This window comes from Burkholderia sp. SRS-25 (assembly GCF_004343765.1).
GTDB classification, from domain to species: domain Bacteria; phylum Pseudomonadota; class Gammaproteobacteria; order Burkholderiales; family Burkholderiaceae; genus Burkholderia; species Burkholderia contaminans.
Genome location: NZ_PTXM01000017.1, coordinates 145,195 through 159,064, shown reverse-complemented (window position 1 = coordinate 159,064; position 13,870 = coordinate 145,195). Strand labels below are relative to the sequence as shown.

Genomic DNA, 13,870 nt, shown 5'->3' with positions numbered 1-13,870 from the left:
TTCCCGATGTCCGGATGGTACACGCGGCGCGACGCTTGCCGGGGCGGTCGGGCAGGATCAGGCAAGAACGCGGCCGGTTCCGGCATTCAGGCGCGGCAGCCGCCACCGTACGCTTGGCGCTGTTCGTCACCGACTTCGATCAGGAGCCCAGCATGACCGCAGCCCAATCCCATCCTCCCACCCCGAAAATCGCCGTCGTCACCGGCGGCAGCCGCGGGCTTGGCCGCAATACGGTGCTGCATCTCGCGCAGCGCGGCGTGCGCGCGATCTTCACCTATCACTCGAATCGCACCGAGGCCGATCACGTCGTCGCGCTGGCCGCCGACGCCGGGCAGGCGGCGATCGCGCTGCCGCTCGATACGGGCGACAGCGCGACGTTCGACCGCTTCGCCGGGCAGCTCCGCGAAGCGCTGGCCAGTTGGGGCGCCGACCGGTTCGATTTCCTCGTCAACAATGCAGGCACGTCGCATCACGCGCCGATCGCCGAAACGACGGAAGCCGATCTCGACGCGCTCTATCGCGTGCACTTCACGGGCGTGTTCTTCCTCACGCAAGCGCTGCTGCCGCTGATCCGCGACGGCGGCCGCATCGTGAACGTGTCGTCGGGCCTCACGCGCGTCGCCGTGCCGGGCAGCGCGGCGTACGGGTCGATGAAGGGAGCCGTCGAGGTGCTGACGCGCTATCTGGCCAAGGAGCTCGGCCCGCGCCGCATCGCGGTGAACGTCGTTGCGCCGGGCGCGGTGGCAACCGACTTCAGCGGCGGGATGGTGCGCGACAACCCCGAGGTCAACCGGCGCGTCGCGGAATGGACGGCGCTCGGCCGCGCGGGCGAGCCCGACGACATCGGGCCGATGATTGCTTCGCTGCTGTCGGACGACAACCGCTGGGTCAATGCGCAGCGCATCGAGGTGTCGGGCGGGATGGCCCTCTGAGCGTTGACTTTCGCCGAGCGGCCCGATACGATCGGCGCACTTTCAAGACGCCCTCCCGGTCCGCCGGGAGGGCGTTTCGTTTTGGTTCCGCCAACCAAAAGGAAACCCCTTGAAATGAACCGTATCGCTCCCCTCGCCTCCGGCCCGACCAGCGGCCTCGGCTACCTGCAGCACGGCACCGGCCCCGAATGCGTGATGGTCCTGCACGACTGGCTCGGCGACCGCACGAACTACACGGCGCTGCTGCCGTATCTCGACGAAGCGGCGTTCACTTACGTGTTCGTCGACCTGCGCGGCTACGGCGAATCCATCCACCTGAGCGGCGCCTGTACCGTCGACGAAATCTCGGCCGACTGCCTGGCCCTCGCGGATCGTCTCGGCTGGCAGCGCTTTCACGTGATCGGCCATTCGATGACCGGCATGGCGACGCAACGGCTCGCCGCCGACGCGCCAGCGCGCATCACGAGCGCGATCGCCGTGTGCCCGGTGTCGGCGGCCGGCAATCGCCTGAACGACGACGCACGTGCTTTCTTCGCGAGCACGACCGCCGATGACGATGCGTTTCGCCGGCTCGTGCGATTCGTGACGGGAGGATTGTCGGCGCGCTGGGCCGACGTGAAGCTGCGGCAGAACCGCGAGCGTGTGGCGCCGGCTTGCCGGCTCGCGTATCTCGACATGCTGACCGGCACGGATTTCGTCGACGACATCCGCGGGCTCGACACGCGTTTCCTGGTGATCGTCGGCGACAAGGATCCGGGGCTCGACGCAGCGGCGATGCAGGCGACGTTCCTCGCGTGGCATCCGAATGCGCGGCTCGTGACGATACCGAATTGCGGGCATTACCCGATGCAGGAATGTCCGCCGTATTTCGCGATGATCGTCGAGGATTTCCTGCGGGACGCGGCCGCCTGAGCGTCGTGCACGCGCGGCGGCCGGTGAAGGCGGTGTGGGCCGCCACGGCATGACGATGCCGGCGGCCGGCGGACGGCACGCGATGTGTCGTCCACCCGGCTCGCCCGGCCTCGTCGGCCGGACAGGATTCGATCGGCGAGGCAGTGCTGCATGCCCGCGCCGATCGTTGCCGCGCTTAACGGCGCGGTTGGCCGCTGCGCGGCGGACGCGGGGAATTCGCGTCCTTGTGACGGAAGTTGATGCGGCCCTTGGTGAGGTCATAGACCGACAGTTCCAGCGTCACACGGTCACCCGCGAGAATGCGGATGTGGTTCTTGCGCATGCGGCCCGACGCGTACGCGCCGACCACGACGCCGTTTTCCAGCGTGACACGGTATTTGCTGTCCGGCAGCACTTCGTCGACGATTCCGTCCAGTTCCAGCAGTTCTTCTTTTGCCAAACCAATTCCTCCAGACAAGGTAATTGACCGCGGCCGCGGCGATCTGCCCGGCGCCGCGCCCCACAACGGGACGGCGGCCGGCAGGCTGCCGGGGATCGGTTCGTTCAGACGGGCCCAGGGCCTGTCTTGCGATCGGAGCCCGGCGCGTTACGGCGTTCAGGCGGTCGGTGGCGGCGACGCATGGAGCGCCGCGCAAAGTCGGGACCGCGCCTGCTACGGCATGGCGGCGGTCTGCTCGGGTTGATGCGTTGAAGCGGTGATGCGCTCGCGAAACGGCAGGCGCTTCACGAAGGCGTTGCGTCGCACGCGGGTCGCGCATGCGATGAGGGAGGCGTCACGACCGATGCATCGTGGATGTCGCGATGCATCGGTCGTGCGCATCGGAAACGCGCCGGCTGCCGCCAAAGCGACGCCCTGCGCGCCAATCCAGCCGGCAGCGGCCACCATTCGGCGGCCGTTGCCGATGCGACTTACTGCGGCGTGATGTTCGACGCTTGCAGACCCTTCGGGCCGCGCTTCACTTCGAAGCTGACCTTCTGGCCTTCGGCCAGGGTCTTGAAGCCCGTGCCGCGAATTTCGGAGAAATGGGCGAACAGATCGTCGCCGCCGTTGTCAGGGGAGATGAAACCAAAGCCCTTGGTTTCGTTGAACCACTTGACGGTACCGGTATCCACAATTACTTCCTTAATACAAATGACGAATAATTGAACATGCGCCCGTGAAGGGCACAGAAAGAATCAAAAGAGGGAGAGACCAACGACCGCCGCACGGAGTGCGGCCAATGATGAGCAATCGAACTTCTTGAACACTTCGGTCATGGACACTACGCGCTAGTGGCCGCTTCGTCAAGTCTTTTTGATGCGATGCACAAGCATGCCCGCCGCGTGCGCCTTACGCGGCGGGCGTTGCCGGCCGACGGGAAGCATTTCGATACGCCCCCTTTTCGGCCGACCCGCCGCGTTTTTACTGCGGCTCGAACACGTGATGCAGCGCCGGGGGCGCGTCACCTTCGCGAATCCGCATCTCGAACGCCTTGCGGGCGACGCTCGTCGGCCGCACGTCCGCCACGTCCAGATAGAACTGCGAATACCAGTCGCGCATCTGGTACAGCGGCCCGTCGCCTTCGCACAGCAGCGGGTTGTCGATCCGCGTCTTGCTGTGCCAGATGTCGACGTCCTCGTAGAACGCGCGCTGCGCTTCCTTCACGTACGCGTTCGCGATCTCCATGTTCTGCGCGTCGGTCAGCCCGGGCACCTTCTTCACGATCACACCGTAGCGCAGCTCGAAGCTGTTCATGTCGATCGGCACGTGGCAGTTCAGCAGCACCGAGTGGATCGGCTGCCCGCCGCTCTGCCCCGTCATCTGCGTGATGTGCACGGCCGGCCCGAAATACGTCGACAGCGCGGTCAGGGCGTCGCCGCCGAGCTTCTCGCTGCGGCCGACCATCAGTTGCGTCGCCTTGTGATCCTCGAACAGGTTCGCGAAATAGTCGATCGGCGCGCGGTGCACGGTCGCGAAGTGCGCGACGTCCGAGATGTTGTCGACCAGCTCGCGACAGTTGGCCTGGATCACCATCTTGTCGACGACCCAGTCCGACCATTCGTCGGAAAAGCACACGTCGAGGCGCGGAATCGCGACCTCCGGCGGCGGCGCGTTGCCTTCCGGATCGTTCCACACGAACAGCAGGTTGTTTTCCTCGCAGGTCGGCCACGCGCCGATGCGCGCCTTCGGCGGGATCCGCTTGCAGTACGGGATCGATGCGCACTGCCCCTCGCCGCTCCACGCCCAGCCGTGGAACGGGCACACGAGGTGGTCGCCCTGCACCGTGCCGAGGCTCAGGTCGGCGCCCATGTGCGGGCAATACGCGTCGACGATGTTGACCTTGCCGGTCGAATCGGCGAACGCGGCGAGCTTGCGGCCGAAGGCGTTCAGCGTGTGCGGCTTGCCGTCCTTGAAATCGCGGGCGAGCCCGAGGCAGTGCCAGCCGCGCGCATAGCGCTGCGCGAGCGGCTGAGCTTCGATCTTGTAAGGGCGTGCGGACATGTGGGTTGACTCCTCTTGTCGAGAGCGCGCGGCGGCCCGCCGCGCGCGGGGGAAATGGGCGCGCCGGTCAGCGCATCGGGTTGCCGGATTCGAGCGCGGGCGACGGCTTAAGCGGCGCCGGAGCCGCCGGCGACGGCTGCTGCCGGTGCGGCACACGGCGCTCGGCCCGCTCGACGCCGAGCCATGCGGCGAGCGCGGGCAGCAGGAACACCGCGCCGAACAGGTTCACGAGGAACATGAACGCGAGCAGCACGCCCATGTCGACCTGGAACTTCAACGCGGAGAACGCCCAGGTACCGACGCCGATGAACATCGTGACGGCCGTGAACAGCGCCGCCGTGCCGCGCTGGCGCATCGCGTCGGCGAAGGCGTCCGGCAGCGTCGCGCCGTGGCGGATGTCGTGCTGCAGGCGCTCGTACAGGTAGATCCCGTAGTCGACACCCACGCCCACGCCGAGCGTGATCACCGGCAGCGTCGCGACCTTCAGCCCGATGCCGAGGCGCGCCATCACCGCGTTGCACAGGATCGACACGAGCGTGAGCGGCACGATGATGCACAGCACCGCGCGCCACGAGCGGAACGTGACCGCGCAGAGCAGCGCGATCGCGCCGAAGATCGACAGCAGCATCGCGATCTCCGCGTCGCCGACGGCCTCGTTGGTCGCCGCCATCACGCCGACGTTGCCGCCCGCGAGCCGGAACGCGACGTTCGGCGTCGGATTCTCGGCCGCGAAGCGCTTGATCTCGTCGACGATGTGCGCGATGGTCGTGCCTTCGTGGTTCTTCGTGTAGATCAGCACCTGGATCGCCTTGCAGTTCGCGGTGTTCATCCCGTTGTCGGGATCGAACGCGTTGGAACCCTGCGTGAGGCCGTCGCTGGAGCGCGGCAGCGCGGCCCAGCGCGGGTTGCCCTCGTTGAACGCGGCGATGAACACCTTGCCCTGCGACGACACGCTCGTCACCGACTGCACGCCGGCCACGCCGCGCATGTTCATCTCGAACTTCTCGATCGCGCTCATCACCGGGTAATGCAGGCACGCGTCGTCGAAGCCGGTCGTCTCGACGATCACCGACAGCACGTCCACGCCGATGTTGTACTGGTGCGTGATCGCCGCGTTGTCGACGTTGTAGCGCGAGTTCGCGCGCAGTTCGGGCGCACCGGTGCCGATGTCGCCGATCTCCAGCCTGCGCGATTCGAGCGTGCCGTACGCGAGCAGCGCGAGCGCCACCGCGAACACGCCGAGCGCCGGCGCCGGCCGTGCGAACACCGCGAAGCGCGACCACATCGGGCTGCCGCCGGCCGCCGCGCTGCGCTGCGCACGCGCCAGCGTGCCGCGCTCGAGGCGCGTGTACGACAGCAGGATCGGCAGGAACACCTTGTTCGTCACGATCATCAGCAGCACGCCGAGGCACGCGGTGATGCCGAGCTCGCGCACGATGTCGATCCTGATCCGCATGATCACCATGAAGCCGAGCGCGTTGGTCAGCAACGCGACCGTGCCCGGCACGAACAGCTTGCGGAACGCGTCGCGCGCGGCATCGACCGACGAAGCGCCGCGCACCAGCGCCTGCTTCCACGCGTTGGTCATCTGCACGGCGTGCGACACGCCGATCGAGAAGATCAGGAACGGCACGAGGATCGACATCGGGTCGATGCCGAGGCCGAGCAGCGGCAGCGCGCCGAGCAGCCACACGACCGGCAGCAGCGCGACGACGAGCGCCAGCACGGTGGTCTTCAGCGAACGCGTATAGGCGAACAGCAGCGCGGCCGTCACGAGGAACGCGAGCGCGAAGAACGCCATCACGCCCGCGATGCCGTTCTCGACGTCGCCCACCAGCTTCGCGAAGCCGATGATGTTCACGTCGATGCCCTGCTTCGCATAGCGTGCACGGATTTCCTCGAGCTGCCGCGCGACCGCGCTGTAGTCGAGCCGTTTGCCGGTGGCCGGGTCCGTCTCGCGCAGCTCCGCACGGATCAGCGCCGACTTCAGGTCGTTGCCGACGAGGCGGCCGATCTGCCCGGAGCGCGCGACGTTGCGGCGCACCTTCCCGAGATCGTCCGGGTTCGCGCTCGAGAACTGGCCCGGCACGACCACGTCGCCACGAAAGCCGGCCTCGGTCACCTCGGTGTAGTGGACGTTCGGCGTGAACAGCGAGAACACGCGCGAGCGGTTCACACCGGGGATGAAGAACACGTCGTCGGTCGCATGGCGCAGCGCGTCCATGAACGTCTGGTTGTAGATGTCGCCGTCACCCTTCCAGCGCAGGCTCACGAGGATCGTGTTCGCGCCGGGGAACGCACCCGCATAGCGCTCGAACACCTGCATGTACGGGTGCTGCATCGGGATCATCTTGTTGAAGCCCGGATCGAGCTTCAGGCGCGTCGCGGACAGCCCGAGCGCGAGCGTCACCGCGACGCACAGCAGCATCAGCAGCTTGCGCCGGCGGATGATCGAGTCGGCGCAGCGCTCGACGAACGCGGCGAGGCGCGACACGGGAACGGCTTCAGGGGAGCGTGACAGGTCGTTCATGGAATTCTCTTGTCAATGCGAAACGAACGGGAGCCGGCGGCAGGACGGCCGCGCGTCAGGACGGGGTTGACGCAACCGCGCCGGCGAGCGGCGCGACGCCGGCCTCGCCGCCGAGCAGCAGCGCGCCGTGGCCCATGTCGAGCACGGCCGCGAGGCTCTGCACGCCGCCGAGCTTGCGCACGTCGAAGGTCAGCCCGCCGTCGCGCGACGCGACGATCGCGCCGCCCTGGCCCACCAGCACGAGTTCGCCGTCGGCGAGCTGGGTCGCGCCGAAGTACGACACCGGCACGTGGCTGTCGACATGCGTCCAGGTCGCGCCGCGATCGGTGCTGCGCACCACGTTGCCGCGCATCCCGTACGCGACCCAGTCGCCGTTCGCGAGCATCAGCGCGCCGAACAGCGAACCGGCGTACGGCGACGGCAGCTTGTCCCACGTCGCGCCGTTGTCGGTCGAGCGCAGCAGCGTGCCGCTCTCGCCCGCGACCAGCAGGGTGCCGTGGCCGTCGCCGACGATCGCGTTCAGGTGACGATCGCCGGCCGGCGTCTTCACGGTCTGCCAGTTCATGCCCGCGTCGTCCGAGCGCAGCAGCTGGCCGAAGCTGCCGGCCGCGAACAGCGGGCCGTCCGCCGTGCCCCATATGGACAGCAGCGGATCGGAATGGGCGTGGTCCGTGTGCACTTCGCGCCAGTGCAGGCCGGCGTCGTCGCTGCGCACGATCCGGCCATCGTGGCCGACCGCGATGCCGAGCGTCGGCGTGATGAAGCGCACCTGCGTGAGCGTCGATGCCTGGTCGGGTGTGATCGACGCCGGCCGCCAGTGGGCGCCCGCGTCGTCGCTGAGCAGGATCACGCCGCGTTCGCCGACCGCGACGATGCGCGCGCCGGCCCGGGCGAGCCCGTTGACCTGCAGCCGGTCCGCATGGATCGCGGTGACCGGGAACGCCGGCAGCGGGCGCGGCGAAAACGCGAACAGCGCGGCGCCGAGCACGAGCGCCGACATCGCGAGTCCGGGCAAAGTTCGTTTCATCGCTTGTCTCCTGTGTCTGCGTTCGACGACGGTTCGCGCCATCGCGCTCACCGTCGTCGCCTGCAAGTCTCCGGGCCGTCGGTCGTTGCCGCGGCCTCGAATGGTCCTGAGTGGCGGGCAGCCTGAACGCCGCGGCCCGTCCGCGGGCCGCTACGCGCCGACTTCGAACAGCGCGGCGGCACCCATCCCGCCGCCGATGCACATCGTCACGACCGCGTGCCGTACGCCGCGCCGCGCGCCTTCGAGCAGCGCGTGCATCGTCATCCGCGTACCCGACATCCCGAACGGATGGCCGAGTGCGATCGCGCCGCCATCGACGTTCAGCCGGTCGTCGGGAATGCCGAGCGTGTCGCGGCAGTACAGCGCCTGGCACGCGAATGCCTCGTTCAGCTCCCACAGCCCGATGTCGCCGACGGTCATCCCGAAGCGCGCCAGCAGCTTCGGAATCGCGAACACGGGGCCGATGCCCATCTCGTCCGGCTCGCAGCCTGCCACCGCGAGGCCGCGGAACGCACCGAGCGGCGTCAGCCCGCGGCGCACCGCCTCGCTGCGCGACATCACGACCACGGCCGCTGCGCCGTCCGACAGCTGCGACGCGTTGCCGGCCGTGACGAACGCGCCCTGCTCGACGACCTTGCCGCCGCTCCATGACGGCTTTAGCCCCGCGAGCCGCTCGGCCGTCGTGTCGGCGCGCACGCCTTCGTCACGCGCGGCGTTCACGTCCTCGTAACCGGCCGGGTTGCCTTCCTTGTCGAACAACGCGCGCCGCACGTCGAGCGGCGCGATTTCCGCGTCGAAGCGGCCGGCCGCCTGGGCGTCGGCCGTGCGCTGGTGGCTCTGCAGCGCGAATTCGTCCTGTGCGGCGCGCGAGATCCCGTAGCGGCGCGACACGATCTCGGCCGTTTCCATCATCGCCATGTACGCAGCCGGCTGATGGTCGAGCACGGCCTGCGAGCGCGCGCGATACGCGTTCTTGTGCTTGTTCTGCGTGAGCGAGATCGACTCGACGCCACCCGCGACGACGATCCGTGCGTCGCCCGCGCCGATGCTGCGCGCGGCGCTCGCGATCGACATCAGGCCGGACGAGCACATGCGGTCGATCGCCATGCCGGGCACCGACGCCGGCAGCCCGGCCGCCGCCGCCGACAGGCGGCCGATGTTGTAGCCCTGCGTGCCCTGCTGCGCGGCGCAGCCGATCAGCACGTCGTCGACGTCGGCCGGCGCGACGCCTGCGCGTTCGAGTGCGGTGCGCACGACGTGGCCGCCCAATGCGGGCGCCTCGGTGTCGTTGAACATGCCGCGAAACGCCTTGCCGATCGGCGTGCGTGCGACGGAAACGATGACTGCGTCTTCCATGTGTCTGCTCTCTGAATCTAGAAGTAATAGCGGCTGATCGTGTCGGCCACACAGCCGGGCTTCGCTTCGCCCTCGATCTCGACGGTCACGCGAATCCATGCCTGCACGCCGCCCTCGAGCGGCTCGACGCGCAGCAGCTCGCCGACACCGCGCACGCGCGCACCGACCTTCACCGGCGCGGGGAAACGGATCCTGTCGCAGCCGTAGTTGACGCCGAGCCGCGCGCCGTCGATCCGCACGATCTGCGGCAGGAAATAATTGACGAGCGACAAAGTCAGGTACCCATGCGCGATACACGCGCCGAACGGGCCGTCCTTCGCGCGCACCGGGTCGACGTGCACCCACTGGTGGTCGCCCGTCGCGTCGGCGAAGCCGTCGATGCGGATCTGGTCGATCGCGAGCCACGCGCTCGCGCCGAGCGCGTCGCCGACGGCCTCGGCCAGTTCGCCGGGATGCGCGAACACGCGGGGCATCGCGCTCACGGCGTCGAGGGTCGTGCTCATCATGCGTGCTGGCTGCTAACCGACAGCACTTCGCCGGTCATGTACGACGCGTAATCGCTTGCAAGGAACACCATCACGTTCGCGACCTCCCAGACTTCGGCGGCGCGCCCGAAGGCTTCGCGCGACGCCAGTTGATTCAGCAAGTCGGCTGGAGCCGACTTCTTCAGAAAATCGTGCATCGCGATGCTCGGCGCGACCGCGTTGATGCGCACGCCGTACGGCGACGCCTCGAGCGCCGCGCAGCGCGTGAGCGCCATCACGCCCGCCTTCGCGGCCGCGTAATGCGCCTGTTCCGCCTGTGCGCGCCAGCCGAGCACCGATGCGTTGTTGACGATCGCGCCGCGGCCTCGGGCCTGCATGTGCGGCAGCATCGCGCGCGTCATCCGGAACGTTCCGGTCAGGCTAATGTCGATCACGCGCGACCATTCGGCATCGTCCATATCGACGATGCGTGTCGAGCCGCCGAGCCCGGCGTTGTTGATCAGCACGTCGACGCCGTCGAGCTGGTCCTGCGCTTGCGCGACCAGCGCCTGCACGTCGGCCTCGACCGCGACGTTGCACAGGCGGCCGTAGACCTGTTGCAGCCCCGTTTCGGCACGCAGCGTCTCGACCGCCTGCTCGAGGCGCTTTTCGTGGATGTCGGAGATGAACAGCGCGCGGCAGCCTTCTTCCGCGCAGCGGCGCGCGGCCGCGAAGCCGATGCCGGCACCGGCGGCGGCCGTGATCAGCACCGATTTGCCGGCGAGCAACTGGTGGCCCGGCACGTAGGCCGGCGCTTTCTGGATCTGGGGTTCGGTCATGCGTTACCTCGCGGTTCTCTCGGCATGCCGAGCCCGCGCTCGGCCATGATGTTGAGCTGGATTTCGTTGGTGCCCGCGTAGATCGTGTCCGCGCGGGAAAACAGGAATACGCGCTGCAGATGGGTGAGTTTTTCGTCGGCCGGATCGATCACGTTCGCACGCGGGCCGAGTGCATCCATCGCGAGCTGGCCGAGGTCGCGGTGCCAGTTCGACCAGAAATACTTGTAGATCAGCGCCTCGCGGCGCAGCGTCGTGCCGGCGCCGGCATCGGTGTCGTCCGCGCCGGACAGCATCCGCAGCGCGTTGTAGCGCATCACACGAAGCCCGGCCCACGCGCGGCCGATCCGCTGGCGCAGCATCGGATCGCGGTCGGCGCCCGACTCGCGCGCGGCGTCGATCACCCATTCGAGCTCGCGGACGAACTGCATCTGCTGGCCGAGCGTCGACATCCCGCGCTCGAAGCCGAGCAGCGTCATCGCGATCCGCCAGCCGTCGCCGGGCGCGCCGACGAGGTCGCGGGCTTGCGCTCGCGCGCCGTCGAAGAACACTTCGTTGAATTCGGCGCCGCCGTTGAGCTGTTTGATCGGCCGGATCTCGATGCCCGGCTGGTCGAGCGGCATCAGCAGGAACGACAACCCCTTGCTGCCCTTCGACGCCGGGTCGGTACGCGCGAGCACGAAGATCCAGTCGGAATCGTGTGCGAGCGACGTCCACACCTTCTGGCCGGCCACGCGCCACGTGCCGTCCGCATCCTGTTCGGCACGCGTGCGCACGTTGGCCAGGTCCGAACCCGCGCCCGGTTCCGAATAGCCCTGGCACCAGAACTGCGTGCCGGCGAGGATGCCGGGCAAGAAACGCGTGCGCTGGTCGTCGGTGCCGCATGCGACGAGCGTCGGTCCGAGCAGCCCTTCGCCGATGTGGCCCATCCGCCCGGGGCCGCCTGCGCGTGCATATTCCTCGTGGAAGATCACCTGTTCGGCAACCGAGAAGCCGCGCCCGCCGGCGTCCGTCGGCCAGCCGAGCCCGGTCCAGCCGCCCCTCGCCAGTTCCTGCTCCCACGCCTTGCGCAGCTCGGGCCACGCTTCCTCGTCGCCGGGGCCGCCGCGGTATTTCAGGCACGCGAAATCGCCGGTCAGGTGCGACTGCACCCAGTCGGCCACTTCGTGCCGCAATTGCTGTTCGCGCGTTTCGCTGTTCATTGCAGGGCTCCTGCGCGTGCGGCCGATGGACGAGATGCCGCCGCGGCGGGTGATGCGAATGCTTCGACGCGAGCCGATGCGCCGCCGTCGATCGCATGAGACGCGATCCATTCGAGCAGTTGCGGCGTGCTGCCGAACTGCGCACCCGACGCCTGTGCGCGCTTGAAATAGAGATGCGGGTCGTATTCCCACGTAAAGCCGACGCCGCCGTGCAGCTGGATCGCTTCCTGTGCGCCGAACGCATACGCGTCGTTCGCGGCGGATTTCGCGGCGGCGATGTCGGCGCGCAATGCGTCGCTCGGTGCCACGCCGCCGGCTTCCGCGTCCCACGCGTGTGCGGCCCCGAGCACGGCCGAGCGCGCCGATTCGATCAACACCATCATCTGTGCGCAACGGTGCTTGACCGCCTGGAACGACGCGATCGCACGGCCGAACTGCACGCGCTGGCTCGTGTAGTCGAGCGTCAGGTCGAGGCATTGCCGGGCGCCGCCGAGTTGTTCGGCGGCGAGTGCGAGTGCTGCGAACCAGGCGGTGCGTTCCAGCACCTGTGCTGCCGCGTTGCCGCACGCGAACAGCCCGTCGCGGTTCACGCGGACTTCGTCGAGCACGATCCGCGCGATCGGCCGCGTGGCGTCGAGCGTGTCCAGCGGCGTGACTTCGAGCCCCGACGCCGTCGCGACATCGATCGCGAACAAGCCGATCGACTGCCCTTCATTCGCGATCCGCGCGGGCACCAGCAGCAGGTCGACATGCGCGCCGTCGATCACCTGTTCGACCGTGCCGGACAGCGCATGACCGCCAGCCGCTTCTTCCGCGACGACCGGCAGTTGCCGCGCACCGGCCGGCAGGTCGAACGGCAGCGCCAGCGTCGCGCTGCACGCACCTTCGGCAATCTTCGCGAGCCAGCCGTTTGCCGGCGGCGTATCGGCGAAGCCCGCGAGCGCGGTCGCCGCGAGGCACGCCGTCGAAAAATACGGCACGCACGCGATGCGTCGGCCGAGCTGTTCCATCAGCACCGTCTGCTCGACCGCACCGAGCCCCAGCCCGCCGGACGCCTCGGGCAGCGCAAGCGCATTCCAGCCGAGCTCGCCTGCCAGCGCGGCCCACAGCGCATCGTCGCGGCCGGCCGAGTGCTCGAGCGCGCGGCGCACGTCGGCGGACGCGCTGCGTTCGGCGAGCACGTCGGCCGCTGCGTCGCGGATCATCGCCTGTTCGTCGGTGAGCGCAAGATCCATCGTCAGCTCCCGTACACGCGCTGCGCGGGCCGCGCACCGGCGAGCAGCTGCGCGACCGCCGGGCCCACCTCGGCCGCCGCCCAGCGCGCGCCGCGATCGATGCTCGGGCCGGTGCGCCAGCCTTCCGCGACCGCAATCATCCCGCCCGCGACCTCGAACACCTGGCCCGTCACGTCGGCCGACAGCGCGCTGCCGAGCCACACGACCAGCGGCGCGACGTTGGCCGGATCGAAGTAGTCGAAGCCGCCGTCCTCGGGCTTCTTCATCATGTCGGCGAACACGCCTTCGGTCATCGACGTGCGCGCGGCCGGCGCGAGCGCGTTCACGCGCACGCCGTAGCGCTGCAGCTCGGCCGCCTGCATCAGCGTGAGCGCGGCGATCCCCGCCTTCGCCGCGCCGTAGTTCGACTGGCCGATAGAGCCTTGCAGCCCGGCGCCCGAACTCGTGTTGACGATTCGCGCGTCGACCGCATGGCCGGCTTTCGCCGCGTCGCGCCATACACGCGCCAGCACGCTCGACAGGCAGAAGTGGCCGCGCAGGTGCACGCGCATCACGTCGTCCCAATCGGTTTCCGTCATGCTCGTGAACATCTTGTCGCGGCAGATGCCCGCGTTGTTGACGAGCACGTGTACGTCGCCGAATGCTTCGCGTGCCGCGTCGACGATACGCTGCGCGGTGTCGATGCGCGTGATGTCGTCCGCATTGGCAAGCGCGCGACCGCCGCGCTGCGCGATCTCGTCGACGACCGCCTGCGCGGCGTCGTGCCGGATGTCGTTGACGACGACCGACGCGCCGTCGGCCGCGAACGCCAGCGCGTATTCGCGCCCGAGCCCGCCGCCCGCGCCGGTGATGATGACGGTGCGTCCGTTACAGATTCCCATGCTCATGCCTCGT

Annotated in this window: 14 protein-coding genes; 2 read left to right on the top strand and 12 right to left on the bottom strand. The window is 68.7% G+C overall.

Annotated elements, in window-relative coordinates:
* Positions 1-152 precede the first annotated feature (152 nt).
* Entirely contained in the window at positions 153-932 is a 780-nt protein-coding gene (locus C5O79_RS23920; RefSeq protein WP_122477444.1) for an SDR family oxidoreductase, read from the top strand.
* A 114-nt stretch (positions 933-1,046) separates the two neighbouring features.
* Positions 1,047-1,844, top strand: coding sequence for an alpha/beta hydrolase (locus tag C5O79_RS23915; protein ID WP_122475970.1), 798 nt, complete (start codon positions 1,047-1,049; stop codon positions 1,842-1,844).
* A gap of 175 nt (positions 1,845-2,019) precedes the next feature.
* On the opposite strand, the gene infA is transcribed toward C5O79_RS23915, so the two are convergent.
* The 12 genes from infA to C5O79_RS23855 all read right to left on the bottom strand — a co-directional run bounded on the left by infA (position 2,020) and on the right by C5O79_RS23855 (position 13,857).
* Positions 2,020-2,283 (bottom strand): translation initiation factor IF-1, encoded by a 264-nt coding sequence (gene infA / locus C5O79_RS23910; protein WP_006483034.1) that lies wholly within the window; start codon positions 2,281-2,283, stop codon positions 2,020-2,022.
* A 213-nt stretch (positions 2,284-2,496) separates the two neighbouring features.
* A complete protein-coding gene (locus C5O79_RS23905; protein ID WP_122475971.1) occupies positions 2,497-2,730 on the bottom strand; it encodes a hypothetical protein in 234 nt (77 codons plus the stop codon).
* A 23-nt stretch (positions 2,731-2,753) separates the two neighbouring features.
* Complete coding sequence (locus C5O79_RS23900) at positions 2,754-2,957, bottom strand: cold-shock protein (RefSeq protein ID WP_006483056.1); 204 nt, start codon at positions 2,955-2,957, stop codon at positions 2,754-2,756.
* A 289-nt stretch (positions 2,958-3,246) separates the two neighbouring features.
* Complete coding sequence (locus tag C5O79_RS23895) at positions 3,247-4,326, bottom strand: Rieske 2Fe-2S domain-containing protein (protein WP_039350830.1); 1,080 nt, start codon at positions 4,324-4,326, stop codon at positions 3,247-3,249.
* A gap of 67 nt (positions 4,327-4,393) precedes the next feature.
* Positions 4,394-6,856 (bottom strand): MMPL family transporter, encoded by a 2,463-nt coding sequence (locus C5O79_RS23890; protein ID WP_122475972.1) that lies wholly within the window; start codon positions 6,854-6,856, stop codon positions 4,394-4,396.
* Positions 6,857-6,911: 55 nt separating this feature from the next.
* Positions 6,912-7,883 (bottom strand): sialidase, encoded by a 972-nt coding sequence (locus tag C5O79_RS23885; protein WP_122477446.1) that lies wholly within the window; start codon positions 7,881-7,883, stop codon positions 6,912-6,914.
* A gap of 150 nt (positions 7,884-8,033) precedes the next feature.
* Positions 8,034-9,239 (bottom strand): acetyl-CoA C-acyltransferase, encoded by a 1,206-nt coding sequence (locus C5O79_RS23880; RefSeq protein ID WP_046547945.1) that lies wholly within the window; start codon positions 9,237-9,239, stop codon positions 8,034-8,036.
* A 17-nt stretch (positions 9,240-9,256) separates the two neighbouring features.
* On the bottom strand, positions 9,257-9,742 hold the full coding sequence (locus C5O79_RS23875) for a MaoC family dehydratase (RefSeq protein WP_122477449.1): 486 nt from the start codon (positions 9,740-9,742) through the stop codon (positions 9,257-9,259).
* The gene (locus tag C5O79_RS23870; RefSeq protein WP_039350841.1) at positions 9,742-10,542 is read right to left on the bottom strand and encodes an SDR family oxidoreductase; all 801 of its coding nucleotides are present in this window, start codon (positions 10,540-10,542) and stop codon (positions 9,742-9,744) included. The genes C5O79_RS23875 and C5O79_RS23870 overlap by 1 nt, the downstream gene beginning before the upstream one ends.
* A complete protein-coding gene (locus C5O79_RS23865; RefSeq protein WP_122475973.1) occupies positions 10,539-11,741 on the bottom strand; it encodes an acyl-CoA dehydrogenase family protein in 1,203 nt (400 codons plus the stop codon). The genes C5O79_RS23870 and C5O79_RS23865 overlap by 4 nt, the downstream gene beginning before the upstream one ends.
* Positions 11,738-12,976, bottom strand: coding sequence for an acyl-CoA dehydrogenase family protein (locus tag C5O79_RS23860; RefSeq protein WP_122475974.1), 1,239 nt, complete (start codon positions 12,974-12,976; stop codon positions 11,738-11,740). The genes C5O79_RS23865 and C5O79_RS23860 overlap by 4 nt, the downstream gene beginning before the upstream one ends.
* Positions 12,977-12,978: 2 nt before the next feature.
* Positions 12,979-13,857, bottom strand: coding sequence for an SDR family oxidoreductase (locus C5O79_RS23855; protein ID WP_122475975.1), 879 nt, complete (start codon positions 13,855-13,857; stop codon positions 12,979-12,981).
* Positions 13,858-13,870: the final 13 nt, after the last annotated feature.

What these genes read in the sequence shown, in the direction of transcription:
- C5O79_RS23895 (WP_039350830.1), bottom strand. Translation starts at nt 4,326, where the DNA reads ATGTCCGCACGCCCTTACAAGATCGAAGCTCAGCCGCTCGCGCAGCGC.
- C5O79_RS23905 (WP_122475971.1), bottom strand. Translation starts at nt 2,730, where the DNA reads ATGGTGGCCGCTGCCGGCTGGATTGGCGCGCAGGGCGTCGCTTTGGCG.
- C5O79_RS23870 (WP_039350841.1), bottom strand. Translation starts at nt 10,542, where the DNA reads ATGACCGAACCCCAGATCCAGAAAGCGCCGGCCTACGTGCCGGGCCAC.
- C5O79_RS23915 (WP_122475970.1), top strand. Translation starts at nt 1,047, where the DNA reads ATGAACCGTATCGCTCCCCTCGCCTCCGGCCCGACCAGCGGCCTCGGC.
- C5O79_RS23890 (WP_122475972.1), bottom strand. Translation starts at nt 6,856, where the DNA reads ATGAACGACCTGTCACGCTCCCCTGAAGCCGTTCCCGTGTCGCGCCTC.
- C5O79_RS23880 (WP_046547945.1), bottom strand. Translation starts at nt 9,239, where the DNA reads ATGGAAGACGCAGTCATCGTTTCCGTCGCACGCACGCCGATCGGCAAG.
- C5O79_RS23855 (WP_122475975.1), bottom strand. Translation starts at nt 13,857, where the DNA reads ATGGGAATCTGTAACGGACGCACCGTCATCATCACCGGCGCGGGCGGC.
- C5O79_RS23875 (WP_122477449.1), bottom strand. Translation starts at nt 9,742, where the DNA reads ATGAGCACGACCCTCGACGCCGTGAGCGCGATGCCCCGCGTGTTCGCG.
- C5O79_RS23865 (WP_122475973.1), bottom strand. Translation starts at nt 11,741, where the DNA reads ATGAACAGCGAAACGCGCGAACAGCAATTGCGGCACGAAGTGGCCGAC.
- C5O79_RS23885 (WP_122477446.1), bottom strand. Translation starts at nt 7,883, where the DNA reads ATGAAACGAACTTTGCCCGGACTCGCGATGTCGGCGCTCGTGCTCGGC.
- C5O79_RS23920 (WP_122477444.1), top strand. Translation starts at nt 153, where the DNA reads ATGACCGCAGCCCAATCCCATCCTCCCACCCCGAAAATCGCCGTCGTC.
- C5O79_RS23860 (WP_122475974.1), bottom strand. Translation starts at nt 12,976, where the DNA reads ATGGATCTTGCGCTCACCGACGAACAGGCGATGATCCGCGACGCAGCG.